Source organism: Pseudoxanthomonas broegbernensis (assembly GCF_014202435.1).
In the GTDB taxonomy this organism is placed as follows: domain Bacteria; phylum Pseudomonadota; class Gammaproteobacteria; order Xanthomonadales; family Xanthomonadaceae; genus Pseudoxanthomonas; species Pseudoxanthomonas broegbernensis.
In genome coordinates this window covers 22,520-48,414 of sequence record NZ_JACHGU010000012.1, presented here as the reverse complement: position 1 = coordinate 48,414, position 25,895 = coordinate 22,520, and the positions used below count along the sequence as shown (strand labels likewise).

At 64.0% G+C, this 25,895-nt stretch carries 21 protein-coding genes; 12 read left to right on the top strand and 9 right to left on the bottom strand.

The features are described 5' to 3' along the window. Positions 1–407: 407 nt before the first annotated feature. The 3 genes from HNR76_RS14520 to HNR76_RS15790 all read left to right on the top strand — a co-directional run bounded on the left by HNR76_RS14520 (position 408) and on the right by HNR76_RS15790 (position 5,991). Positions 408–4,847 (top strand): DEAD/DEAH box helicase, encoded by a 4,440-nt coding sequence (locus HNR76_RS14520; protein WP_221301509.1) that lies wholly within the window; start codon positions 408–410, stop codon positions 4,845–4,847. After that, the gene (locus HNR76_RS15625) at positions 4,844–5,563 is read left to right on the top strand and encodes a type ISP restriction/modification enzyme (RefSeq protein ID WP_162312183.1); all 720 of its coding nucleotides are present in this window, start codon (positions 4,844–4,846) and stop codon (positions 5,561–5,563) included. The genes HNR76_RS14520 and HNR76_RS15625 overlap by 4 nt, the downstream gene beginning before the upstream one ends. Before the next feature lie 113 nt (positions 5,564–5,676). Next, the gene (locus HNR76_RS15790) at positions 5,677–5,991 is read left to right on the top strand and encodes a HipA family kinase (RefSeq protein WP_425501834.1); all 315 of its coding nucleotides are present in this window, start codon (positions 5,677–5,679) and stop codon (positions 5,989–5,991) included. Positions 5,992–6,153: 162 nt separating this feature from the next. Here HNR76_RS15790 and HNR76_RS14505 read toward each other — a convergent pair whose 3' ends face one another. Beyond that, on the bottom strand, positions 6,154–6,369 hold the full coding sequence (locus tag HNR76_RS14505; protein WP_183982321.1) for a hypothetical protein: 216 nt from the start codon (positions 6,367–6,369) through the stop codon (positions 6,154–6,156). Positions 6,370–6,553: 184 nt separating this feature from the next. Between HNR76_RS14505 and dusA the strand changes: the two genes are divergently transcribed. The 4 genes from dusA to HNR76_RS14485 all read left to right on the top strand — a co-directional run bounded on the left by dusA (position 6,554) and on the right by HNR76_RS14485 (position 10,347). Beyond that, a complete protein-coding gene (gene dusA / locus HNR76_RS14500) occupies positions 6,554–7,561 on the top strand; it encodes a tRNA dihydrouridine(20/20a) synthase DusA (RefSeq protein ID WP_162312184.1) in 1,008 nt (335 codons plus the stop codon). Positions 7,562–7,734: 173 nt separating this feature from the next. Then, positions 7,735–8,130, top strand: a complete 396-nt coding sequence (locus HNR76_RS15785) for a hypothetical protein (RefSeq protein ID WP_425501835.1) — start codon at positions 7,735–7,737, stop codon at positions 8,128–8,130. 62 nt (positions 8,131–8,192) lie between these two features. Next, entirely contained in the window at positions 8,193–8,876 is a 684-nt protein-coding gene (locus HNR76_RS14490; protein WP_162312185.1) for a response regulator transcription factor, read from the top strand. 28 nt (positions 8,877–8,904) lie between these two features. Further along, a complete protein-coding gene (locus HNR76_RS14485) occupies positions 8,905–10,347 on the top strand; it encodes an ATP-binding protein (RefSeq protein ID WP_162312206.1) in 1,443 nt (480 codons plus the stop codon). A gap of 49 nt (positions 10,348–10,396) precedes the next feature. On the opposite strand, the gene pdxA is transcribed toward HNR76_RS14485, so the two are convergent. The 6 genes from pdxA to HNR76_RS14455 all read right to left on the bottom strand — a co-directional run bounded on the left by pdxA (position 10,397) and on the right by HNR76_RS14455 (position 18,274). Next, positions 10,397–11,386: a 4-hydroxythreonine-4-phosphate dehydrogenase PdxA gene (gene pdxA / locus HNR76_RS14480; RefSeq protein WP_162312186.1), complete on the bottom strand. Its 990-nt coding sequence runs from the start codon at positions 11,384–11,386 to the stop codon at positions 10,397–10,399. A 2-nt stretch (positions 11,387–11,388) separates the two neighbouring features. Continuing rightward, positions 11,389–12,726 (bottom strand): peptidylprolyl isomerase, encoded by a 1,338-nt coding sequence (locus HNR76_RS14475; protein WP_162312187.1) that lies wholly within the window; start codon positions 12,724–12,726, stop codon positions 11,389–11,391. A gap of 4 nt (positions 12,727–12,730) precedes the next feature. After that, a complete protein-coding gene (gene lptD, locus HNR76_RS14470) occupies positions 12,731–15,031 on the bottom strand; it encodes an LPS assembly protein LptD (protein WP_249065718.1) in 2,301 nt (766 codons plus the stop codon). 91 nt (positions 15,032–15,122) lie between these two features. Continuing rightward, the gene (locus HNR76_RS14465) at positions 15,123–16,031 is read right to left on the bottom strand and encodes a histone deacetylase family protein (protein WP_162312188.1); all 909 of its coding nucleotides are present in this window, start codon (positions 16,029–16,031) and stop codon (positions 15,123–15,125) included. Between the two features lie 109 nt (positions 16,032–16,140). Next, the gene (locus HNR76_RS14460) at positions 16,141–17,004 is read right to left on the bottom strand and encodes a prepilin peptidase (RefSeq protein ID WP_162312189.1); all 864 of its coding nucleotides are present in this window, start codon (positions 17,002–17,004) and stop codon (positions 16,141–16,143) included. 4 nt (positions 17,005–17,008) lie between these two features. Beyond that, the gene (locus HNR76_RS14455; protein ID WP_162312190.1) at positions 17,009–18,274 is read right to left on the bottom strand and encodes a type II secretion system F family protein; all 1,266 of its coding nucleotides are present in this window, start codon (positions 18,272–18,274) and stop codon (positions 17,009–17,011) included. A 515-nt stretch (positions 18,275–18,789) separates the two neighbouring features. Between HNR76_RS14455 and HNR76_RS14450 the strand changes: the two genes are divergently transcribed. The 5 genes from HNR76_RS14450 (at position 18,790) to HNR76_RS14430 (ending at position 23,897) form a co-directional block, all read left to right on the top strand. Continuing rightward, the gene (locus HNR76_RS14450; RefSeq protein WP_162312191.1) at positions 18,790–19,206 is read left to right on the top strand and encodes a pilin; all 417 of its coding nucleotides are present in this window, start codon (positions 18,790–18,792) and stop codon (positions 19,204–19,206) included. Between the two features lie 126 nt (positions 19,207–19,332). Then, positions 19,333–21,087, top strand: coding sequence for a tetratricopeptide repeat protein (locus HNR76_RS14445; RefSeq protein ID WP_162312192.1), 1,755 nt, complete (start codon positions 19,333–19,335; stop codon positions 21,085–21,087). 217 nt (positions 21,088–21,304) lie between these two features. Further along, positions 21,305–22,726 carry a hypothetical protein gene (locus HNR76_RS14440; protein ID WP_162312193.1) on the top strand — a complete coding sequence of 474 codons (1,422 nt, stop codon included), beginning with the start codon at positions 21,305–21,307 and terminating at the stop codon, positions 22,724–22,726. Positions 22,727–22,822: 96 nt separating this feature from the next. Beyond that, positions 22,823–23,524 (top strand): class I SAM-dependent methyltransferase, encoded by a 702-nt coding sequence (locus HNR76_RS14435; RefSeq protein ID WP_162312194.1) that lies wholly within the window; start codon positions 22,823–22,825, stop codon positions 23,522–23,524. Between the two features lie 25 nt (positions 23,525–23,549). Next, positions 23,550–23,897, top strand: a complete 348-nt coding sequence (locus HNR76_RS14430) for a GtrA family protein (protein WP_162312195.1) — start codon at positions 23,550–23,552, stop codon at positions 23,895–23,897. A 15-nt stretch (positions 23,898–23,912) separates the two neighbouring features. Here the strand turns inward: HNR76_RS14430 and HNR76_RS14425 are convergent, their stop codons facing one another. Together HNR76_RS14425 and HNR76_RS14420 are read right to left on the bottom strand one after the other, a co-directional pair. Beyond that, a complete protein-coding gene (locus tag HNR76_RS14425; protein WP_162312196.1) occupies positions 23,913–24,842 on the bottom strand; it encodes a class I SAM-dependent methyltransferase in 930 nt (309 codons plus the stop codon). Continuing rightward, entirely contained in the window at positions 24,832–25,863 is a 1,032-nt protein-coding gene (locus tag HNR76_RS14420; protein ID WP_162312197.1) for a fatty acid desaturase, read from the bottom strand. Before HNR76_RS14420 ends, HNR76_RS14425 begins: the two co-directional genes overlap by 11 nt. Between the last annotated feature and the right edge of the window lie 32 nt (positions 25,864–25,895).

The window sequence follows — 25,895 nt, the reverse complement described above, 5'->3', positions numbered from 1 at the left end:
GTGCCTGGATCCGGGAGTGCCTGTTGCCGTCGGCGGCTCGCAGCTCAGGTGCGCGCGTCGCAATGGCCTGCTGAAGCGGATACTTCAGGGGTGACGAAATACGATGAAAAAATATTGCCGCTGCGCCGATGATGGACTGGGCCGACAATTAGATAAAGTGGTTTTAATTCAATTATTTGCGGATTGTGTTGGCTCGCGTATTATTCCCACGCTGCCGGTGCACCTCGCTGTCATGCGTGTCAGCGCCTAGAATCGTGGAGGGGGCGTCCTGGTGCGATCTATGCCTTGAAGTACAGGGGCTTACTGGCCGGCTGGACGCCTCCGACCGCTCGTAAGCCTTTGCATTCAGGACCTCTTCCTCTGTGGCAGCCCTTTCCCAACTCCTCGACACCCTCCGCCAGTCCTCAATGACCGAGCGCGAAAAGGGCACCTACTTCGAAGAACTGATCCTCGCCTACCTGCGCAACGAAGCCACCTACCGCGACCTCTACAGCCAGGTCTGGACCTGGGCCGAGTGGGCGCCCGCCCATGGCTTCAGCGCCCGCGACGACGGCATCGACCTGGTCGCCGAGGAAGCCGACACCGGCGCCATCCACGCCATCCAGTGCAAGTTCTACGCCCCCGGCCACCGGCTGCAGAAGAAGGACATCGACAGCTTCTTCACCGCCTCCGGCCGCAAGCCCTTCGCCCACCGCGTCATCGTCAGCAGCACCGATCACTGGTCCGGGCACGCCGAAAACGCCCTCGTCGACCAGCAGCCCCCGGTCAGTAGGATCACCCTGCACGACCTCGAAACCAGCCAGATCGACTGGGCGAAGTACCGGCCCAGCGCCACAATCGCGCTGAAGGCGAAGAAATCGCTCCGCCCACACCAAGAATCCGCCCTCAAAGCCGTCACCGCCGGCCTCAAGGACACCGATCGCGGCAAGCTGATCATGGCCTGCGGCACCGGCAAGACCTTCACCAGCCTCAAGATCGCCGAAGCCATGGTCGGCAAGGGCGGCCGCGTGCTGTTCCTCGCGCCCAGCCTGTCCCTGCTGCAGCAGACCCTCACCGAATGGACGCAGGAAAGCGCCATCCCCCTGCACAGCTTCGCTGTGTGCTCGGATAGCGACGTGGGCAAGAAGAAGGGCCGCAAGGAAGACGACGCCGTCCAGACCCTGGCCCACGAGCTGCGCTACCCCGCCACCACCGATGCGAAAGCGCTGGCGAAGGGCGTCATTTCCCGCCACGGCGCCAGCCACATGACCGTCGTCTTCAGCACCTACCACTCCATCGAGGTCCTGCACGACACACAGCACTCACACGGGCTGGACGACTTCGACCTCATCGTCTGCGACGAAGCCCACCGCACCACCGGCGCCACCTTCGAGGGCGACGACGAGAGCGCCTTCGTCCGCGTCCACGACGCCGCCTACCTGCGCGCAGGCAAGCGCCTGTACATGACCGCCACCCCGCGCATCTACGCGGACAGCGCCAAGGCCGTGGCCGAGCGCGACAACGTCGCCCTGTACTCGATGGACAACGAAGCTTGGTACGGCAGGCAACTGTTCGTTATCACCTTCTCCGAGGCGGTCAAGCGCGGCCTGCTAGTGGACTATAAGGTCATCGTGCTGGCGGTGGAGGAAGGCCACATCAATCGCCGCCTGCAGGCCCTACTCAAGGACGAGAACAACAGCCTACGCGTGGATGACGCAGCCAAGATCGTCGGCTGCTGGAAGGCTCTGGCCAAGCTGGGCATGCATGAGGACGGCGGCGAACGCCCCGCGCCGATGCAGCGCGCCGTCGCCTTCTGCCAGGTCATCGAGCCGGGCAAAGGCGGCAAGACCCACAAGACCAGCTCCAAGGAAATCGCCGGCATGTTCCAAGCGGTAGTCGAGGCGTACCAGGACGCCGAAGACATCGAGGACGCCGCCCGCCTCACCTGTCAGGCCGAGCACATCGACGGCAGCATGAACGCCGGCCAGAAGGAGGCCAAGCTCAACTGGCTCAAGGCTCCCACCCCGCCCGACACCTGCCGCGTGCTGTCCAACGTGCGCTGCCTGTCCGAAGGCGTGGACGTACCCGCGCTTGATGCTGTGCTCTTCCTCACCCCGCGCAACTCGCAGGTGGACGTGGTGCAGTCGGTCGGCCGCGTCATGCGAAACGCGCCAGGCAAGAAGCGCGGTTACGTGGTCCTGCCCGTCGTCATCCCCGCCGGCGTCGAGCCGCACGAAGCGCTCAACGACAACCGCACCTACGCCGTCGTCTGGCAGGTGCTGCAGGCGCTGCGCTCGCACGACGACCGCTTCGACGCCATGGTTAACAAGCTCGACCTCGTCGGCCCCGACCGCAGCCGCATGGAAGTCATCGCCATCGCCGACACCGTCCAGCGCAAGGCCGCGCGCCTGATGGACGGTAATGCCCGCAAGGCCGCTAGGGCCAAGAGCAGCTTCGGCATCGGCGAGGCACAGTCTGGCTACGAGGCGGAAGTGCAGGGCGAGTTCGAATTCGAGATCGGTGAAGTCGAGCGTGCCCTGTACGCGAAGGTGGTGGAGAAGTGTGGCAACCGCCATCACTGGGAAGATTGGGCCAATGACATCGCCCGCATCGCCCAGACCCACATCGACCGCATCCGCGCCCTACTCGAAGACCCATCGCAAGCCCGCACCCGCGAAGCCTTCGACGCCTTTGCCGCCGAACTGCGCGACGACCTCAACGACAAGGTCTCCAACGCCGAGATCGTCGAGATGCTGGCCCAGCACCTGATCACCAGGCCGGTGTTCGACGCCTTGTTCGCCGACTACAGTTTCGCCAGCCACAACCCCATGTCCAGGGCCATGCAGGCCGTGCTGGACGTGCTCGACGAACTGCATCTTGAAAAGGAAGCAGACACCCTGCAGGAGTTCTACGACAGCGTGAAGCTTCGCGCCGAAGACATCGACAGCGCGGCGGGCAAGCAGAAGATCGTGGTCGAGCTGTACGACAAGTTCTTCCGCAACGCCTTTCCGAAGATGACCGAGCGGCTAGGCATCGTCTATACCCCGGTCGAAGTGGTGGACTTCATCCTGCACAGCGTCGACCACCTGCTACGGCAGGAATTCGGGCAGACCCTCGGCAGCAAGGGCGTACACATCCTCGACCCCTTCACCGGTACCGGCACCTTCATCACCCGGCTGCTGCAATCGGGCCTGATCAAGCCTGAGGAGCTGGAGCACAAGTATCGGCATGAAATCCACGCCAACGAGCTGGTGCTGCTGGCCTACTACATCGCCGCCATCAACATCGAGGCGACCTACCACGGCATCGTTGGTGGTGATTACGTGCCCTTTGAAGGTATCTGCCTGACCGATACCTTCCAGATGTACGAGAAGGAGGATTTGGTTGACCAACTTCTGGTGGACAACAGCAAGCGGCGCAGGCGGCAGAAGAAGCTGGACATTCGCGTGATCGTCGGGAATCCACCATATTCAGTTGGACAGAAAAGTGAGAACGACAATAACGACAACGTCGAGTATCTCGCCCTCGATGCGCGTATTCGTTCCACCTATGCAGCGCGCTCCAATGCCACTTTGTCCAAGGGGTTATACGACAGCTACATCCGTGCCATCCGCTGGGCCAGCGACCGTGTTGGAAATGCGGGGGTTGTGGGCTTTGTCACCAATGCCGGCTGGCTGGAAGCCAACACTGCGGATGGTCTGCGCAAGTGTCTCGCTGAGGAATTTTCCAACGTCTACGTCTTTCACCTGCGTGGGAATCAACGTACTTCCGGAGAGCTTTCTCGCAAGGAAGGAGGGAAGATTTTCGGCAGTGGAAGCCGGGCGCCCATCGCTATCTCGCTGCTGGTCAAGAACCCGGACGTGAGTCAGCACGGGAAGATTCAATTTCGCGACATCGGTGACTACCTCAGTCGTGAAGACAAGTTGGAAAAAATTACCAAATACGCAAGTGTGGCTGGCATCCCTGATTGGCAAGCCATCACGCCGGATGAGCATGGTGATTGGCTGAGGCAGCGCGAGGACAGCTTCGGCAAGTTCATTGCCTTGGGCGACAAGAAGGGCGGTGGCGTGAAGTTGTTCGACAACTTCTCACAGGGTGTACTGACGGCGCGAGATGCCTGGGCCTACAACGCCAGCTTCGACAGATTAGGCGAAAGCATCTCCAGCATGATTGGGTTCTATAACGCAGAAGTAATGCGCTTCGATCAGGAATTTTATGGCCAGTCGAAGATAACCCGCGATCAATCGGTGGACGGATTCATCGATACGGATGCCACGCGGATCAGTTGGACTGCGAACCTCAAACAGGAGCTGGGGAAAGGCCGTACATTCGAGTACGAAACGGCTTGTCGGGCGCCTAGCCTCTACCGGCCTTTCACTAAGCAGTGGGTGTATTTCAGTCGGCGTTTCAACGAAAGAGTCTATCAGATGCCGAAAGTGTTCCCTGTCACGGGTGAACACAATCTGGCGATCTGTGCCATGGGTAGCGGTAGCAAGAAGGACTTTACCGTCCTGATGGCAGATGCCTTGCCGAATTATGATGCGATGGAGAAGGGACAGTGTTTCCCACAATCGCTGTATGAGGACGGAAATGCAGCAATAGCAGCGAGCAGCGAGCAGCGAGCAGCGAGCAGCGAGCAGCGAGCAGCGAGCAGCGAGCAGCGAGCAGCGAGCAGCGAGCAGCGAGCAGCGAGCATACCGGATGGCGGCCTGAAAGCGAAGCCGCGGAATCTAGCTATATGCCTGACGCTCAGCGGCACCAAGGGCTTCTCAGTGCTAATGACAGATATGTTGCCGGACAATCACATGGTGGGCGACACGCAGTGCTTCCCGATGTTCCTCTACGAGGAGCAGGAGGACGAGACATGAGCGGCGCAGCACAGTCTGACATGTTCGTCGCCGACAAATCCGAGAACGGGAAGCTTGTCCGCCGCGATGCCATCACCGACGCCGGCCTCGCCCACTTCCAGTCTGCCTACCCGAGTGAGACGATCACCAAGGAAGACCTCTTCTACTATGTCTACGGCCTCCTGCATTCGCCCGACTACCGCGAGCGCTACGCCGACAACCTGAGCAAGGAGCTGCCGCGCATCCCGCGCGTGCGCAAGCCGGAAGACTTCCGCGCCTTCAGCCAGGCTGGCCGCAACCTCGCCGCCCTGCATCTGAACTACGAGACGGTGGACAAGTACCCGCTCGCCATCGAGGCCAGGGGGCAACTTACCGACGCCGACTACCGCGTCGAGAAGATGAAGTTCGCCAAGAAGAAGGACCCGGACACCGGCAAGTCGGTCAACGACCGCGGTACCGTGATCTACAACAGCAAGATCACCCTCACCGGCATTCCCGAAGCCGCGTGGGACTACGTGGTCAACGGCAAGGCCGCGCTGGACTGGGTGATGGAGCGCCAGGCCGTGCGCGTGGACAAGACCAGCGGCATCGTCAACGACGCCAACGACTGGGCCATTGAAACCATGGGCAACCCGAAGTATCCGCTTGAACTGTTCCAGCGGGTCGTGACCGTCAGCCTGGAAACCCAGAAGATCGTCGCCAGCCTGCCGCACCTGGATATCAGGGAAGATGGTTGAGTGATTGACGACGACGAGTTCCACGCTACAGCGGGCAGGGCTTCGTGCGCGCGCACCGATCAGTCTTGCTTGACTTCTACCGAAAACTTGAGACAAGTCGTTAGAGTACGACAATGTCCGATCCCCTTCCTATTGTTGAAATCCTTGAGCGCAGCGAACAGGGGCGGACGCGGCCGTTCCTGTGTCGTTGCGGCGATGACCGGCTCTACTTTTTGATGGGCGGGGTGCCGGCCAACGCAGTCTCTTGTGCGAATGGCTGGCCGGGCATTTGGCGCGGGCGTTCGGGCTACCCGTGTAGTACCACGTCGGGCGGCTCTGTCGGACTACCTCGCAGGCTCGGCGCACGCCAATGCGGGCGAAGCGCACGATGCGGCCCATCGGGATGCTCAGGCGGCGGTTGCCGTCGAAGTGGTCGAGCAGGCGCTTGATCTCGTCCGCGGTCGGGCGCCGGTCGCGCTGGCGTGACTTGCCGATCAGGCCCGGGCGCTTGAGGGCGACGCGTGCCAGATCCACGGGCTCGACCTTGACGTCGATGCCGTGCACGGTGGCGGTGTGCGTGAGGACCAGCTTGAGGTAGCCGAAGTCCGCGCTCAGCGTGACGGGCCGGCGCCTTCCTTCGCCCGATCCTTGCCGAACTGGATCAGTCGCTCGCGGGTCAGGTCCTTGAGCTTGAGCTTGCCGAGCTTGTCCTTGAGTGCGTTGAGGGTGAACTGCTTGGAGCGGCGGGGCGCCTTGCCGACCTCGCACATGTCATTGACGTGCAGGTCGACCAAGTGGGCGAAGGTCGTCGAGCGTGGATTCGCCAAGATCGATCCGGCGTAAGGTCTGGCTGACATACGATTGTTTGCGTCGGACCTGGACCCGCCAGTGGCCCGACCGCAGCCGGATGATCGTCGCCATGTTTCGTGTGCGCTATGTGTGCACTGAGCCGTCGTAGAGGGGCGAACCGGGGCGAAATCCAGTGCACACGGGAGTGCACACGCCCGATTTATGCACATGATTTTATTGGATAAGCAATTGAATTACAATGGAAAAATGATTGCCGTGGCCCCGATGATGGACTGGACCGACCGCCACTGCCGGTTCTTCCATCGGCTGCTGGCGCCGCATGCGCGGCTGTATACCGAAATGGTCCATGCCAACGCCGTGGTCCTGGGCGACCGCGAACGCCTGCTCGGCTTCGATCCGGTCGAGCACCCCGTCGCGCTGCAACTGGGCGGCAGCGAGCCGGCACTGCTGGCGCGGGCGGCGCGGATCGGGGCGGAGTGGGGCTACGACGAGATCAACCTCAACTGCGGCTGCCCTTCCGACCGCGTGCAGGCTGGCCGGTTCGGCGCCTGCCTGATGAAGGAACCCGCGCTGGTGGCCGATTGCGTGGCGGCGATGGCTGCGGCGGTGCGCGTGCCGGTCACGGTGAAGTGCCGCCTGGGCGTGGACGAGGAGCACGACTACGATCGCTTCCGCACCTTCGTCGACACCGTGGCCGCGGCCGGCTGCGGCAGCTTCGTCGTCCATGCGCGCAACGCCTGGCTGCAAGGGCTGTCGCCGAAGGAGAACCGCGAGGTTCCGCCGCTGCGCTACGAGTGGGCCTGGCGATTGAAGTCCGAGCGCCCGGACCTGCAGGTGCTGGTCAACGGCGGCATCGCCAGCCTCGAGCAGGTGCAGGCGCAACTGGCGCGGGTGGACGGGGCGATGCTCGGCCGTGCGGCGTATCACGATCCCTACCTGCTGCACCGGCTGGACGTGGCGCTGTACGGTGGCGAGCTGCGCGAACGCGCGCAACTGCTGCAAGCGCTGCGTCCCTACGCGGAGGCGCGCATGGCCGAGGGCGGCGCGTTGAAGCACATCGTCCGCCACGTGCTGGGTCTGTTCCATGGCCAGCCCGGCGGACGTGCGTTCCGGCAGGTGCTGAGCGAAGGCGCGCACCGGCCCGATGCCGGGTGGGCGCTGGTGGAGCGGGCTTTGCAAGCGGCCACCGGGCAGCGCCGCGCTGCGTGACCGCGGGCCTTGCCGCGACGGCCGTCCGTCCGTCTCTGAACCGCCACAAGCCGCATGTGGATAAGTTCAGACCGGATTCACCGCTTCATAACGAACATCCCCTGCATCCAATGCCCGTGTCCCGGCCTGCGCACCTTGCCGGGAGGCACCGCCAATCCGTTAGGATGTGATCGATGTCCCGTTCGCTTTGCCGTCTCGTCGTCGTCGTGTTGTCGCTCGTGCTGCCCGTCGTGGCGGGCGCGCAGTCGCCTGCCCGCAACGCGATGCCGGCCCAGCCGCCCGTCGCCGAGCCGCCGCCGGCGCCCCGCCCGGCGCCCTCGTTCCGCAATCCCCCGGCCGAGGCGCGAGCGATGGAATCGCGGCCGCAGCAGCCTCGCTCGATGTCCGAGGCGGTGCGCCGGGTGCAGCGAAGCACGGGCGGCCAGATCCTGGGTGCCGAGCAGGTCCCGTTCGAGGGCCGCAGCATCACCCGCATCAAATACATGGACGATCACGGCCGGGTCCGCTATATGGACGATCCAGGCCCCGTGCGCGCCGCCCCGCGACGCGGCGATCACGGCGATCCGTAGACGATGGTCCGCCGGCTCGGCCGGGCCCGGGTTCCCCAACCACCGCAACTCAGGGAGAGTGCATGCGTATCCTTCTGGTCGAAGACGAAGCGCCATTGCGCGAGACGCTCGCTGCGCGGCTGAAGCGCGAAGGCTTCGCGGTCGATGCTGCGCAGGATGGCGAGGAGGGCCTGTACATGGGCCGCGAGGTGCCGTTCGACGTGGCCATCATCGACCTGGGCCTGCCGAAGATGTCGGGCATGGAACTGGTCAAGGCGCTGCGCGACGAGGGCAAGAACTTCCCGGTGCTCATCCTCACCGCGCGCTCGAGCTGGCAGGACAAGGTCGAGGGCCTCAAGCAGGGCGCCGACGACTACCTGGTCAAGCCATTCCACGTCGAGGAGCTGCTGGCGCGTTTGAACGCGCTGGTGCGCCGTGCCGCCGGCTGGAGCAAGCCGGTGCTCGAATGCGGCCCGGTGGCGCTGGACCTGGCCGCGCAGACGGTCAGCGTCAACGGCAGCAACGTCGACCTCACCAGCTACGAGTACAAGGTGCTGGAGTACCTGATGATGCATGCCGGCGAACTGGTCTCCAAGGCCGACCTGACCGAGCACATCTACCAGCAGGACTTCGACCGCGACTCCAACGTGCTGGAGGTCTTCATCGGCCGCCTGCGCAAGAAGCTGGACCCGGAAGGCGAGTTGAAGCCGATCGAGACCGTGCGCGGCCGCGGCTACCGCTTCGCGATTCCGCGCACCGACGGCTGAGCCGGCGGCAGCACGGAGCCGCCGCATGATGGACAAGGTGGCAGGGGAAGGCAGCGGATTCAGGCCGTGGCGGCCGCGTTCGCTCAAGGCGCGGCAACTCATGGCCGCCAGCCTCGGGCTGATCGCGTTCCTGATGCTGGCCGGCTACGCCCTGGACCGCGCCTTCGCCGAGACCGCCCAGAACAACCTGCGCCAGCGGCTGAAGAGCTACGCCATGGCGTACGCGGACAACATCGACTTCGGCCGCGACGGCTCGCTGTACACGCCCGAGCTGGGCCCCGACCCGCGCTTCCACCGGCCCGGCAGCGGCCTGTACGCCGAGGTGGTGCTGCCCAACGGGCACTGGGCGTCGCTGTCGGCCGAGGGGCCGCTGCTGCCGGAGGTGAGCGGGGTGCTGCCGGCGCGCGAGGAACGTTTCGAAGGCCCGCTGGCGATCACCCAGATCGACGGCAGCCAGGGCGAGGTCTACCGCTACGGCATCGGCCTGATCTGGGCCGAGCGCGAGCCGGAAGCCGAGTTCCCCTACACCATCTACGTGATGGAGGACGCGCAGACGCTGGCCGCGCAGGTGCGCGTGTTCCGCGGCGCGCTGTGGATCTACCTGGGCGGCGCCGGCCTGATCCTGCTGCTGCTGCAGACGGTGATCCTGCAGTGGAGCCTGCGCCCGCTCAAGCGGGTGATCGCGGAACTGACCCGCGTCCAGCGCGGCCAGTTGCAGCGCATGAGCGCGCGCCACCCGCGCGAGCTGGAGCCGCTGACCGAAAGCATCAACGCGCTGATCGACAGCGAGCGCGAGCACCTGGAGCGCCAGCGCAACACCCTGGCCGACCTGGCCCACAGCCTGAAGACGCCGCTGGCGGTGCTGCGCACCCAGCTCGATGCCGGCAGTGGCGAGGACAGCCCGGCCGAGGCCGTGCTGCGCCAGGAACTGGACGCGCAGCTCAAGCGCATGAACGACCTGGTGTCCTACCAGTTGGCGCGTGCGGCCTCCGGCGGCCACAAGCTGTTCTCCGCGCCGGTGCCGCTGGAATCCACCGCCGAGGAAATCGTGCGCGGGCTGGAGAAGGTGTACGCGGCCAAGGGCGTGCTGTGCGAGTTCGACATCGCTCCGGGCGTGCAGTTCTACGGCGAGGCCGGCGACCTGCAGGAACTGCTGGGCAACCTGCTGGAGAATGCCTTCAAGTGGGCCAACCGGCGCGTGCTGCTGACCGCCCGGCCGGGGCCGGCGGCACCGAACCGCCGTGCCGGCCTGCTGATGGCGGTGGATGACGACGGCCCCGGCATCGCCCCGGAGGACGTGGCCAAGGTGCTGCAGCGCGGCGTGCGGGGCGACGAGAGGGTACAGGGCCACGGCATCGGCCTGTCGATCGTGCAGGACCTGGTGCGCGATTACCGCGGCGAGCTGCAGGTGACCCGCGCGCCCGAACTGGGCGGTGCGCGTTTCGAGGTGACGTTGCCGCCCGGATTGTGATCCGGGCATCCAGGCCCGCCGGTTGCCGGTTGCCGGCCGTACCCGGCTCCTACAGCGGCGCGGGAGCGGGGCGCTGGGCGGCCATGCGGGCACAGGTGGCCACGGCCGCTTCCAGGCTGGACGGATCGGCCAGGCCCCGGCCGGCCAGGTCCAGGGCGGTGCCATGGTCCACCGCCACGCGCGGGTAGGGCAGGCCCAGGGTCAGGTTCACCGCGCGCTCGAAACCGCTGTACTTGAGCACCGGCAGGCCCTGGTCGTGGTACATCGCCAGCACCGCGTCGAAGCCGCGCAGCTTGGCCGGCAGGAATGCGGTGTCGGCCGGCAGCGGGCCGACCAGGTCAAGGCCCTGCCCGCGCAGTTCGTCCAGCACCGGGACGATCGTGTCGATCTCCTCGCGGCCCAGGTGGCCGTCCTCGCCGGCGTGCGGGTTCAGGCCCAGCACCGCGATCACCGGCGCGGCGATGCCGAAGTCGGTCCGCAGCGCCGCGTGGGTGGTGTGCAGCACGTGGCGCAGCAGGCCGGCGTCGATCGCGTCGGGCACCTGGCGCAGCGGCAGGTGGGTGGTGGCCAGCGCCACCCGGACGATGTCGTTGGCCAGCATCATCACCACCTTGCGGCCGGCGTGCTCGGCCAGCAGCTCGGTGGTGCCGGTGTAGGCGATGCCGCCCTGGTTGATGGTGGCCTTGTGCACCGGCCCGGTGACCATCCCCGCGAATGCGCCGCCCAGGCAGCCGGTGGCGGCCTGGCGCAGGGCGTCGATCACCGCCCCGGCGTTGCGCGGGTCCGGCTGGCCGAAAGCCACCGCGTTGACATTGGGGAACATGCGCAGCGGCAGGTCGCCGGGCGCATGCGCCGGGTGGTCCTCGTGCAGCAGGTTCAGCGGCAGGCCCAGGGCCTGCGCGGCCGCTTCCAGGGTGGCCGGGTCGGCGAAGGCGACCAGCGAGCAGTCGTTGCGCGGGCGCTGGGCCAGCCGCACGCACAGCTCCGGCCCGACCCCGGCCGGTTCACCTGGAACCAGCGCGAGCCGGGGCATGGCCATGGTCAGCCGCCGGGCACCGAGGCGCCGCCCACGCTCTCGGCGCGGTCGCCGACGCGGAACACGACGTAGGCCTCGCCCCGCATTTCCTGCAGGTAGCGCTCGTATTCCTCTTCCAGCTTGCGGCGGCCGATGGTCTCGCGGACCTGGCCGCGGCGGTTGAGGTCGGTCACGTCGCTCTGGCGCTCGCCCACGCGCTGCAGCAGGTGCCAGCCGGCCTCGCTGCGGAACGGCTGGGAGATGTCGCCGTCGGCCAGTGCGGTCACCTGCCGGCCGAAGTCTTCGCCGTAGGCGTCGGCCGGGAACCAGCCCAGGTCGCCGCCCTGGCCGCGGGTGCCGTTGTCCTCGGAAGATTCGCGCGCCACTTCCTGGAAGTCGGCGCCGCCGTCGATGCGTGCGCGCAGGGTGTCGATCTTGGCGCGCGCGGCGGCCTCGTCCTGGCGGTCGTTGACCCGGACCAGGATGTGACGGATGTGGTATTCGGTGATGCTCTGCGCGGAGGTGTCGTTGGTGTCGCGCACCTCGGCCAGGCGCAGCAACTGGAAGCCGCTGGCGCCGCGTACCGGGCCGAAGATCTCGCCCGGCTGCAGTTGCCGGATCTGCTGGGCGAACGCCGGCGGGATCTCGTCCAGCGTGCGCCAGCCCAGGTCGCCGCCCTCCAGCGCGTTGGGGCTGTCGGAGTAGCGCACCGCGGCCGCGGCGAAGTCCATCTCGCCCTTCTCGATGACGCCCTTGATGCCGTCGATCTTGCTCTGGCCGGTGGCGATCTGCTCGGCGGTGGCGCCGTCGGGCAGGGCCACCAGGATGTGCGACAGGCGGTACTGGTGGCCGCCGGAGGCCTGCTGGGCCAGGGCCGCGTCCACCTCGCCCTCGCTCACGTTCACCCGCTGGGCGAAGCTCTGGCGCATATGCTGCACGGTGATCTCGTCGGCCAGCGAGCGACGGAACTCCTCGAAGTTCAGGCCGTCGTCGACCAGGCGCTGGCGCAGGCCGTCGACGGTCAGGCCGTTCTGCTGGGCGATGGCGGCCACCGTCTGGTTGATCTCCTGGTCGCCGATGCGGATGCCGTTGGAATGGGCGCGGGCGACCTGCAGCTTGACCAGCACCAGGCGCTCCAGCACCTGCCGCTCCAGCACCGCGCGCGGCGGGAGCTGGTTCTCGCGCCCGGCGTACTGGGCCACCACGTTGCGCAGGGCCAGGTTCAGCTCGCTTTGCAGGATCACGTCCTCGTCGACGATCGCGGCGATGCCCTCCAGCGGCTGCGCCTGTTGGGCGACAACGGCGAAGGGGACGGACAGCAGGGCGGCAACCGCCAGCAAGATCGCAGGAAGGCGTCGGCTCATGGGCTCACGGAATCAGGTTCGGATCGTAGTCGTCGCGATCTGGCGTGGTGTTGCTGGGAGGCACCAGGTACAGGTCGTCGCGGTGGTAGCCGAGAATAGCACGGCGCAGGGTGCGCTCCGTGTCCTGGCCGGCCGAGCCCAGGCCCTTGAGCACGAACTCGACCTGGATGGCGTTGTCCAGCTCGCCCTCGCGGTTGTGCACGTAGCGCCGGGCCAGGGCGCGCACCGCCATGCAGCAACTGTCCCACTGCACGCCGGCGATGGCCTCCAGCAGCTTGTCGTCCTTGATGGAATGGTAGTAGCGGCCGACGATGCTCCAGGTCGGGCTGACCGGGTACAGGAAGGAGAAGTCGGCCTGCTCCAGCAGGTCGCGGCGGTAGCGGTAGCTCAGGTTGGCCACGCCGTCGTCCGGCCACAGGTAGCGGGCGCGGATGCTGGCCAGGTCCTCGCGGCGGAACTTGGGGTCCCACTGGTAGGAGGCGCCCAGGTTCCAGCGGTCGTTGATGACGTAGTTGGCGTCGGCCACCCAGGCCGACTTGCCCTTTTCCACCGGGATCTCGCCCGGCGCCACCACCCGCGAGTCCTCGAAGTAGCGGATCTGGCCGATGCTGGCCGACAGCTTCTCGCGCCCGTCGGACTGGCGGATCAGGCGCGTGCTCAAGGCCACGGTGAGCTGGTTGGCGTCGGTCTGGCGGTCGGCGCCGGAATAGCGGTTGTCGCGGAACAACTGGCCCCAACTGAACGTGAACGGACGGGTATCGAACAGCGGCAGGCCGCTCTGGTCGCGGTAGGGCGCGTAGAGGTAGAACAGCCGCGGTTCCAGGGTGTGCAGGTAGGCGGCGTCGCCCAGGGTGGTGGCCCGGTCGAAGTACACCCCCGCGTCGAAACTGGCCACCGGCAGGCTGCGCGAGGGCGAGGCGTCGCCGCCCAGGCGCTGCGCCAGTTGCTGTTCCAGCCGGTAGGCGGTGTGGCGCCAGGCCAGGGTCGGGGTCACGTACCAGGAGGGGCCGGCCAGGCGCGCCGAGACGTAGGGCTTCAGGTCCAGGCGGCTGCCGCCGGGGCGTTCGCTGTGCTCGAAGCGCACCGCCTCGGCCCATACGCCCGCGTCCAGCCAGTGGTTCAGCGGCCGCTCCCAGTTGGCGAACACGCGCGGCAGCCGGCTGTAGGGCAGGTTGGCGTCGCTCAGGGTGTAGTCGGTGAGCTGGAAGTGCTCGGCCATCGCCCCGGCGTTCCAGTACTGCCCGCTGCCGTACACCCCGGCGGTGCTGCGCAGGTAGGAGGCCGACACCCCGGCCAGGCGGTTGGCGAAGTCCTCCACGTAGCGGGTGTCGCTCACCCAGCCCAGGCTGGCGCGCGCCTGCCAGTGCCGGTCGATGTTGTGGTAGCCGGTGAAGGTCAGGCGCCCGCGGTCGCGGTCGCGCAGTTCGTCGCTGGGCATGTACGCGGCGGTGACGATGCCGCGGCCGCCCTCGTAGAGGTAGCGGAACTCGCTGTCCAGCATGAGGCCGCGCTTGCTCATCCAGCGCGGGGTCAGGGTGGCGTCGTAGTTCGGCGCCAGGTTCAGGTAGATGGGCTGGCGGTAGTCGAAGCCGTTGCGCCCGGAGGTGCTCACCGACGGATACAGCAGGCCGGTGTGGCGGCGGTCGTCGATGGGGAACTTGACCCACGGCACGTACAGCACCGGGAAGCGTCCCATCCGCAGCACCGCGTTGCGGGCCACGCCGAAGCCCTCGTCGCTGTCCACGTCGATCTGCTGCGCGCGCAGTTCCCAGGCCTGCTGCGAAGGGTCGCAGGTGCTGTAGGTGGAATGGCGCAACTGCCCCAGCGGCCCCTGCAGCTCGATCGAGTCGGCGCCGCCGTTGCCGCGCCGATCCACCAACTGGTAGCGGATGTTGCGGATGACGTGGGTGTCGGTGTCCTGGTCGCCCTCGGCGCGGTCGGCCACGATGCGGATGCCCGAATCCTGGTAGCGCACGTTGCCCTCGGCCACGTAGGTACCGGCCTCGGTGTCGAAACGCATGTGGTCGGTGCCCAGGAACTGGTCGCCGCGGATCAGCGACACGTTGCCCTGGTATTGCGGCTGCGACTCGGTGCCGCTGAGCAGGTCGCCCTCGATGTCGGTGGGCTGTTCGTTGCGCGCCGGCGCGCCGGGCAGGGCGGCGGCCGGCGCGCCCTCGAACGACGGCAGCACGTCGCCGGCCGGGCACAGGGACCAGCTCAACGGTTTCTCGTCGGCCAGCGCGGGGGCGGGCAGACAGACGGCAATGCTCAGGGACAGCGGCAGCAGGCGCGGGAGGAGTCGCACGGGCGGGGGGCATCCGGGCCAAAATCGCCGGTAGCTTGCCGGATGGAGGTGCATGCGGGCAATGAAGCCGTGTCCGCCGCGCAGGCGAGGTTCAGCGCAGGGCACCCACGTGCGCCACCGCGCATTCGGCCAGGGCGCCGACGTTGTAGCCGCCCTCCAGCATCGACACCACCCGCCCGCTGGCGTGGCGCAGCGCCAGCGCCCGCAGTTCCGTGGTGAGCCAGGCGAAGTCTTCCGCGTCCAGCATCAGGTCGGCCAGCGGGTCGGACATGTGCGCGTCGAACCCGGCCGAGACCAGCAGCAACTGCGGGCCGAAGCCGTCCAGCGCCGGCAGCAGCGTGTCCAGCCAGACGTTGCGGAAGCGGAAGCCCCCGCTGCCCGGCGGCAGCAGCACGTTGTGCATGTTGCCCATGCCGCGCTCGTGGGGGCTGCCGGTGTTGGGGTACAGCCCGGACTGGTGGCTGCTGAAGTAGGCCACGGCCGGGTCGTGCTGGAAGATGGCCTGGGTGCCGTTGCCGTGGTGCACGTCGAAATCGACGATGGCGATGCGCTCCAGCCCGTGCCGGTCGCGGGCGTGGGCCGCGGCCACGGCGATGTTGTTGAACAGGCAAAAGCCCATGGCCGTATCGGCGGTGGCGTGGTGGCCGGGCGGGCGTACCGCGCAGAACGCGGTGGCGTCCTCGCCGGCCATCACCGCATCCACCGCCGCCAGGCCGGCCCCGGCCGCGTGCAGTGCCGCCTGCGCCGAGCCGGGCGACAGCACCGTGTCCGCGTCCAGCGGCCGCAGCCCGGACGGCAGCGGTTCCAGCACCTGGTCCACCAGTTCGGCGTCGTGCACCCGGCACAGGTCGCCGCGCTGGGCCACCGGCGCCTCCCGCCAGGTCTGGTCCGGGTAGGCCCGGTCCAGCGCATCGAGCACCGCGCGCAGCCGCGCCGGCTGCTCCGGGTGCCCCGGGCCGGGGTCGTGGGCAAGGCAGGCGGGATGGGTATAGGCAAGCATGTGTCCACCGTAGCCCGCCGTCGTCGCCCGCGCCATCCACGGGCGCCGGTCCGCCTGCCTCTATCCGTAGTTCTTGTGGGCGCCGGCTTCAGGCGGCGTCAGGGTTCCGTCAGCCCAGGCCGCTCAGGCGCAGGTACGCCTCCAGCATCGCCTCGCCCCAGAAGAAGAACAGCCACCCGGCGATCGCCAGGTACGGCCCGAACGGGATGGGGGTGGTGCGGTCGCGGCCGCGCGAGTACAGCCAGATCGAGCCGACGACGGCGCCCACCAGCGAGGACAGCAGGATGATCGGCAGGATGCCCTTCAGCCCGCACCAGGCGCCCAGCGCGGCCAGCAGCTTGAAGTCGCCGTGGCCCATGCCCTCCTTGCCGGTGAGCTGCTTGAACAGCCACCACACGCTCCACAGCGACACGTAGCCGGCAATGGCGCCCAGCAGCGCAGGCTTGGCCGGCATGTACAGGTTGTCCAGGCTGGCGATCAGGCCCAGCCACATCAACGGCAGGGTCAACTGGTCCGGCAGCAGCCGCGTGCGCAGGTCGATGCCCGACAGCGCCACCAGGAACCAGGTCAGCACCATCGCCCCGAAACCCTGCCAGCCGAAGCCGAAGCGCCACACGCAGGCCACCGTCAGCAGGCCGGTCAGCAGTTCCACCAGTGGGTATTGCAGCGAGATGCGCTGGCCGCTGTAGCGCGAACGCCCGCGCAGCGCCAGCCAGCTCAATACCGGGATGTTCTCCCACCACTTCAGCCGGTCGCCGGTGACCGGGTCGTGGGACGGCTCCACCACGATGCCCGGCGGCGGCGGCTCGTACAGCTCCGGCTCCTCCAGGATGTCGCGCGCGTCCCGCCGCCACTCCCACTCCAGGCGCCGCGGCAGGCGCAGGATCACCACGTTGAGGAAGCTGCCCACCATCAGGCCGAGGCCGGCCGCCAGCGGGTAGCCCAGGGCGGGCTGGGTGTCGAGGAACGCCATTCGGTCAGATCGTCGCGGCCAGCTTGAAGATGGGCAGGTACATGCCGATCACCATCGAGCCGACCACGCCGCCGATGAAGATCATGATCATCGGTTCCAGCAGGCTGCTCAGCGCGTCCACCGCGTTGTTCACCTCCTGCTCGTAGTACTCGGCCACCTTGAACAGCATGGTGTCCAGCGCGCCGGCCTCCTCGCCGATGGCCGCCATCTGGATGACCATGTGCGGGAACAGGTTGGTCTGCTTCATGGCCATGTTGACCGGGTAGCCCACCGCCACGTCGTCGCGGATACGGTACACCGCCTTCTCGTAGACCATGTTGCCGGTGGCGCCGGCCACCGACTCCAGCGCCTCCACCAGCGGCACGCCGGCCTTGAAGGTCACCGCCGTGGTGCGGGCGAAGCGGGCGATGGCGCTGTTGTGCATGATCTGGCCGATCACCGGCACCCGCAGGATCAGCCGGTCGAACCCGTGCTGCATCGAGGGCGAGCGCTTGTAGGCGAACAGCAGGGCGAAGGCGCCGCCGCCGATCACGATGAGAAACGCCCACCACCAAGCCACCATGAAGCGCGAGGCGCCCACGATCAACTGGGTGAAGGCCGGCAAGTCCGCGCCGAAACTCTGGAAGGTGGCCTCGAACTGCGGCACCACGAAGATCAACAGGATGGCGCTGACCAGTATCGCCACGACGATGACCACCGCCGGGTAGAACAGCGCCTTCTTGATCTTGCCCTTCAGCGTCTCGATGTTTTCCTTGTAGTTGGCGATGGTATCGAGCACCGTTTCCAGCACGCCCGCGCTCTCGCCGGCGCGCACCAGGTTGCGGTACAGCTCGTCGAACTGCACCGGGTGCTTGGCAATGGATTCGTACAGCGAGGAGCCGCCCTCGATGTCGGTGCGGATCTGGTCGACCATCGCCTTCATGCGCGGGTTCTTCTGCCCGCCGCCGATGATCTCCAGCGAGGCCACGATGGGCACGCCGGACTTCATCATGGTGGCCATCTGCCGGCTGAAGAAGGCGATGTCCTTCGGGGTGATGGTCGAACCCGCCTGGCCGAACAAAGGCTTGGGCTTGGGCTTGACCGTTCCCGGGGTGATGCCCTGGCGTCGTAACTCGGCCTTGAGCAGGTTGGCGTTCTTGGCCAACTGCTCGCCCTTCATCTTCACACCGCGCTTGTCGGTGCCCTCCCAGACGAAGGGTTGCATCTGGCTGGTGGCCCGGTCCACGGGAGTGGGAGCGGGCTTCCTGGCGGCGCTGCGAGTCGCGGACATGCTGTGGTCTCCCCGCCGGTATCCCCTCGCCGGCACGACCACCGCATGGTAGCCGGTTATTTGACACCTGACACGCCACCCCCATCACGCTTCCGCCGCCCTTCCCAAGCGCACTCCCTCTCCTTGGACGCCATGACCCCGGCCCTGTACAGCCCCTTCTTGCCGTCCTTCGGTTATAGAGCCGACTTCAGTGGGCGACCCCCTCCCAGAGTCATTCTCACCATCCTATGAGACATGAGACTTCCAAGGGTTCCTGCCATCAAGCGTCATAAACTGCCCCAAAAAGTCACTTCCAAGCCTGTGCCCACGATCACACCCTGAATGTGCCCGCCAGCCGGCCGTCGCTCGCCGATGACTGGTAGGATGAACGCGCCGTCACGTACCAGAACTTGGCACATAATCTGCGTACCTTCCGGCACGTGGCCTCCGCCGCGCGAAACCCGGGTTCCGGCAAGGGGACACGGGTCCAGGAAAGGCAAGTGTCCCTACCACCACCGCTTTGAGGGGAAACATCCATGAAGAAGAACATGCAGGGCTTCACCCTGATCGAACTGATGATCGTCATCGCGATCATCGCCATCCTGGTGGCCATCGCGTTGCCGGCGTATCAGGACTACACCATCCGTACCAAGGCCGGTGAAGGCCTGAGTGTCGCTGCCGGTGCCAAGCTGGCCGTCGCCGAGACCGCCCAGTCCCTGGGCAACCTGTCGTCGGTCACGCAGTCCAACTCGGGCTACAGCTTCAGCGCGTCGAAGTATGTGGCGAGCGTCACGATTGCCAACGGCGGCACGATCAGCGTGTCCACCCAAAGCACCGGCGCGGATACTGCCATCACCTACACCATCGCTCCGACGGCTAACGATGGCCGTATCGACTGGACCTGCGTGGGTAGCGCATCGAAGACCTCGCAGTTGCCCGCGAGCTGCCGCTGATTCTTCAGAGTTAGTCGGTAGAGTCACGCGTCACCTGGGCCCCGGCATAAGCCGGGGCCTTTTTTTTCCGTACCATCAAAGCGCGGGGATTCGATGATGGCTGGGTTAATACAGCGCATGCGTGCGATGGCGCCGTTCCTGTTGCTGGCGGGCTTGGTCGCGCTTGCCTATGGGGCGGCCATCGACAACGAATACGTCTGGGACGATCGCTATTTCCTCGTCGACTTCGCCTGGATGGACTCGCTCGCGTCGGCTTGGCGCACTGCTTTCTCGCCGCTGTTCATGGCCGAGGCTTACGTGCGCCCGCTGCCGCTGCTGACCCTGTATGCGGACAACTTGTTCGGCGTACACCGCGCTGCAGTGTCCCACGGAGTGAACATCGCGCTGCATTTTGCGACCGCGAGCCTGGTATTCCTGCTGGCGCGTGATGCGGTAAGGCAGATGGCGCATGAATCCCAGGGCGGAAGCAAGCCGGCGCTCGCCGCCGCGGCGTTGTTTGCGGTTCATCCGGCGCTGACCGAGGCGGTGGTGTGGGTATCCTCGCGTTTCGATTTGCTTGCAACGCTATTCATGATGGCGGGTTTCTGGCTATCCACTCGCGACCGGTTACGCGATGGAGCGCTCGCTTCCGGCGTTGGGGCTCTATTCCTACTGGCTGCTTTTTCGAAAGAGCTGGCCGCAGTGTTTCCGGTAATTCTGGTCGCTTTTATCGTCCTGCGGGAGGCCGCCCGGCGGGGTGGTCCTCCTAGCCTCAAGGTGCTCTTGCATCGCCGCTGGAAACTGACCTTCGGGGTGCTGTTCTTTGCGGGCTTGGCCTATCTTGCAGTTCGCTTCCATGTGCTCGCCGGATCGGCTGGCATCAGTCGTCCTTCGTACGATCTTGAGCAGTGGGTCCGCACCTGCGCTGCCATCGCGCGCTATGTGCAGTTGACTTTCCTTCCGTTTGCCGGCAACTCGCCGCAGCATACGTTTATCTGGAATGCACAGCGCACATTGATTGACTACTTGCCCCACATCGCGATATCCGTGCTGTTCGCGCTCTCGGTGGCATGGCTGCTGATGCGCCGGACACGATCCGGATGGGTCTTGGCGGCGTGGTCGGTCGGTTATCTGCTGGTGATTCACCTGGTGCCTATCAGTATCGGTAACAACGTGGTGCAGCAACGCTTCATGTACCTGCCAACGGCAGTTTTGTTTTCGCTTGCTCCATATATGCTCGCAGGCATCAAGCTCTCGCACGCGGCGAAGCGTGCGGTGCCGGCCTTCCTGCTGGTATTGCTGTTGGCAGCGCTGGTGGTGGTGCGCTCCATCGTGCCGGCATGGAAGGCCGACCTCAGTTTATGGGCATGGGCCAGGAAGATGGACCCCGCCTCTGGAATGGCGCGCGAGAACCTTATCTGGGCCTATTTGGACCGCGGCATGTATGAAGAACTGGATCGCGAGGTAGAGCTGCTGAGTAAGGATGGAATATCGACCTCCATCAATGCGCCGATCAATGTAGGCGTGAGTCATCATAATCGCGGCGATATGGAGCTTGCGCTCAGTTACTACGAGATGGCCAAAGCCAAAAGTGATACCGCTACGCAGGCACAGCGTTCTGCGCTGTTGAACAACATGGCGGGAGCTTATGCCCGCCTGGGTCGGGATCAGGAGGCCGTGGATGCGATCCGGAAAGCCATCGCATTGGACCGGAATAACCATATGGCACTCGCTAACCTGCTGGCGTTCTGTGACGGCTATACGGTCAATCTGGCCGGGTACGACGAAGTCGTTCTGCGGCGCGCGGCAGAGAGGAGGGCGACAATCCTTCGCACGCTGAAGGAGTATCGTCCTGGCTCCAGCCTGGCTGGCCTGTGTCCTGTCGAGCTACAGAAAAAGTAGTCGATGCAGAGGCCGCATATGCGGGTCATCTTGCCTTGCAATTTTTGCGCATGCGGATCGGGTGTATCGATTGCGATTCCGGCAGGCGTCTAGGGCAAGGAGATATCGCAATACTCCCTCTTTAGGGTTTTGTACTTGTTGAGGAGTTGAATTCATCGTGATCCCTGGGGCAAGATCCACCTCGTATCTATATCTATGGGCATGCCTGATTTGCGTGGTGCCTGTGCTGCTGCCCATTTATCCGCCTATGGTGGATATACCTCAGCATGCGGCCCAAATTTCAGCGATAAAATCCATCCTGGTGGAGGGTGACTGGCCTTTCAGTCACATGTTCGTACTCAAGCCTTTCACGCCATACTGGTTGGGGTACGGGCTGGTTCTGCTGATTTCTTTGGTAACCGAAGTAGTTTGGGCGATCAAATTGGCGGTAGCTGCAGCCGTATTCTTGTTCGTCTGGTCGGCTGCTCGTTTCTGTACCCGTATGGGTACAGACCCGGCATGGAACTGGATGCTGCTGATACTGCCGTTTGGATTCGCATATCAGTGGGGGTTCCTTAATTTCCTCGTTGCAGCCCCATTCGGCTTCCTCTTCCTATGTCGCCTACTCGACATGAATGGCCGCAGCGACTGGCGCGCATGCATGCGAATCGCCTTGTGGCTCCACTTCCTTTTCTTCGCCCATGTCCTGACCACGGCATTCTTCTGCGCGATTGGCATGTTGCTAATGGCCAATCCATGGCGTGGCTTTCGTGAATGGTTCCGCAGATGCTTGCCCATCTTCACCATTCTTCCACTGGCTGGACTATGGCTCTGGGTCAGCCTTAACAATTCACCCGAGGCAAGTGGCCCTACCGAGTGGTCCGTTGGAGCGCATCGACTTACCTCGCTTTTGCCCTCGCTTGTATCGTCGCCACCATCTTCGTCTTGGTCCGGGCAGTTGATCGGCCTGTTTGTCCTGATCGTGCCTTTCCTGTCTGGCGCTACTCCAAAGCGCTCATGGCTGGCTTGGAGCCCTTTCGCACTTTACGTTGCCTGGATGCTGTTTTTCCCCAACTGGCTTGGTGGAACTGCTTTTGTCTACCAGCGTTTTGGGATCTTTGGTCTTCCCCTTTATCTTATTTGCTTTGAGGGAAGGCGGGGGGCGCCGCTCCTGAGCCATGCGGCTACGCTGCGTGTGGGCTTGATGACGATGGCCTTGGCTGTATTGAGTTGGCAATCGCTTCGTGCAATTTCCTTCAATTCCGAAGTAACCCAGTACCGGGAGGTCATCGCTTACGCTGAACCTGGCAAGCGCATGTTGATGCTGGCGTTCGATCCGGTGAGCAAAACAGCGGCTGGCGCGCAAATGGTCCATTTCGGTTCTTGGTACCAAGCCGAGCATGGTGGGTTAACGGAATTCAACTTTGCTCGGAATTGGGTGCAGCCGTTACAGTATCGCGATGGTGCTGACTCGGCGATCAGGCAAGGTTTCGAGTGGTTTCCCGGCACCTTCGACTGGGATGCTCATCACGGCAGCCTCTATGACTACTTTCTCGTCAGGCACCCGGCCGATGCATCGCAGTGGCTGGATGAGGAGTCCAAGGGGGCTGTTCGTGAGGTTGCCAGGCGCGGAGAATGGCAACTCTATGGGAGGAAATGAGATACGGTTCCTGGAATTCGATAACGCAGTCTGGCGACTGGACACGCTGGGTTCTGTACACGGCCTCGATCGGTATCTCTCACGGAGCCATGCAGTATGAGTCAAGAAGAGAAGCCGCAGTTTGACGCCTATGCGGGAAGCTATGACGCACTGCATAAGGGCAGCATCAAGACGAGTGGGGAAGAGCCGGCATATTTTGCAGAATACAAGATCAAGTACATCGCCGACTCCCTGGGCGCGAACGCCACGAAGAAGCGTTTATCGGTCTTGGACTTCGGTTGTGGCATCGGAAATTCGCTTCCGCACTTGGCCCGGGTATTCCCGAACGCGGAGCTGCGTGGTGCCGACGTGTCAAGCGAGAGCCTGCAGGTCGCCCGGCAAAGCAATCCTCAGGTTGAATTCTCCCTTCTGACGGATGGGAGGATACCCCTGCCGGATCAGTCACAGGACCTAGTAATGGCCGCCTGCGTCTATCACCACATCCCGCCGGGTGAGCGCCAGCTCTGGACGAAAGAGATCCGCCGTGTATTGAAGCCCGGGGCCACCTTCTTTATCTTCGAGCACAATCCCTTAAATCCACTTACACGACATGCGGTCAGGAGTTGCGAATTTGATGAGGATGCAATTCTTCTGTCCCGTAAAGAGTCGCTTTCACTGTTGTCGCAGGCGGGTATGAAGGACGCTTCGATCGACTACATAGTGTTTTTCCCAAGATTCCTTTCCCTTATGCGTCCTTTCGAGCGGCACTTGGGGTGGCTTCCACTGGGCGCCCAGTACGTAGCGTATGCGCGTGCGTAGTCGGCGATTAACAATATTTGCGCTAGTGGGGTTGCTCGTCACTCTAGTCGGGGCGGCGATAGTCGTGGTGGTTACCGCAACCATCGGCAATCCGATCGTTGCCAACGCAGTCGGCTATGCCTTTGGTTTGCTTTTGAGCTATGCACTGAATAGCCGATATACATTCGGCCAATCGCAAACGCCTAGGAACGCACTCAGATTCATCACCTGTTTTGCTATCGCGTTCGCCGCTAATCTCATCGTCGTGTATCTAGTGGTCTATCAATTCAGCATCCAAAAGATCATAGGCAGTCTTGCTGGACTGCCGATCTACACCATCACCTTCTATTTTCTCTGCGAAAAATGGGCGTTTGTTGAACGGGCCCGAGATTGACCAAAGGCGGATGACTTATGGCTTGCCAAGATGAACGATCATCTGGGAGAGGGGGAAAAACGGCTTCCGCGCGAAGTCGAGCGCAGCGCCTGCCGCCTGCAGCAGGGGCATGATGGGGTGGTATACCGCGGGCCTTTCTGCAGACACCGTGGCTATCCCCGCACGCCGCAGAGCATCCAGCATGGAAACGCTCCAGAAGGGGGCTCCTTGCGTGTAGGAAAAATCGATGACATCCAGCCCCGCCATTTGGGCGGCAGTACGGAAGCTTTTGCGCGAGAAGAGTACGAAATGTCGTGGGCAATGATATCCACCCCAGCTACCGTGCCTAAAAATGCGTGCATCCCATGCGCGGAAGTTCGGCGTTTTGATATATATCCGCCCGCCAGGAGCCAGCAGGCCAGCCGCTTTCCGCAGTACCCCGACTGGGTCGTCGACATGCTCTATCAGATTAAGTAGCAAAATAACGTTGTAGCGATCAGAGGTTTCGAATTCCTCTATGCGCCCACAAAAATAGTCATGTCCATGCCTTTCGGCGACAGCTTGAGCACCTGGATCTAGATCTACGATCTGGGTCTTCGAAACCCGTGAGTCAATGCCGCGGATCAGGTCGGAAAGCCAGCCACTGCCGCCACCTACATCGAGGACATTCAGGCGAGGTCCTGGAATTCCGGACAGGAATCCACGAAAGCTTCGCTTGTCCAGCCACTCCTTAAATTTAGTGACCAAATTTTTCCCGGATTCGTTTGCAACGAAGGAATAATAATTATCCGGATAGATTTCATTCAGCCTGTCGGCCGGAACGGGGTCGATAAATAGCAGGTCGCAAGTGCTGCACAGGCGATAATCGAATGCTTCGGGAGTGGAGAAATATTCAATGTCGCGCGCTTGTGCGTAGAGGGTGCCTTCACTGCCGCAAATCGGGCAGGTCCCGCTTTTAGTGGACATGGAACAGCTTCCGAAATGCGCGAAAATATGTGGTCCTTCGGCTTTCGATTATGGATTTCAAGGAAGTGCCAAGGAGGAAATTTTCGAGATCGCCCAGGCGCGTATAAGAAATCATGGGCAGCCAATGATGCAGCAAGTGGCGATTGAAGCCTGCCCCGCCGAATGTCCTATCGAACCAGTTGTCGCTGAACATCCGTGTGTGGGGGCCATGGTCCGTGGAGGTGTAGTCGATGGCGGAACTCGCCAGATCGGAGCGATGCTCCAGCAGTTGCCGCATTGCTCCAAAGAATGGGAAGAACGCGCCAACTCCCATGACCCAGCCTATGGCGACTCCCCAGAGGCCGAGATAAAGCATTGTGCTCACGATGGTGGCGTGTATAGCGACACCTGCCGCGATTACACAAGCACGGATGGATAAGCCGCCTGCCGATTGCTTTTCGCGGGCCTGGACTTTTGTGTCGACGATGGATCTACGGGTCGTGAATACCGCCAGAACCAGCAGTCCTGATATCCCTTTCATGATGAAAGCAGGATTGAGGGGGGAGAAATAGGTGCGTTCAGAATCATCGGTCTTTCCCAGTGAGCGATGATGCTGGAAGTGGATCTTGCGATACGCATTGATCTCTTGGCCGGCCCACCAGGCGATCAGCAAGTTGGCGAGAAGATCGCTCCTTGCGCGATCTTCGGCCAGATTCCAGTGGGCTCCTTCGTGAATGAATAGCTGGAGGTATGCTATCCAGTAGCCAATGGTCAGGCCGGAAATCAAAGCAACGGCGGCGATCGGCATTCCGCCTTGCTCGGCAATCGCCGCAAGAATGACGGTTGCCAATATCAGAACATACCCTGCGCCAATGTCGCGGTAAACAACCCAATAACGAGGGGCAAGGGTCTTGATGAAATCATCCAGCGCAATATTTTCCCCGTTTCTGATTTCCCTTCTGATCCTGCCGAAATTGGCCGAGAAATCCTCCTCCGTGCTCCGCACCGAAAGGCGTTCCGGGGGATCGGTAGCTGAGTTCATGCCTGCGCTCCAAGGGTGCTCATCTACACGGC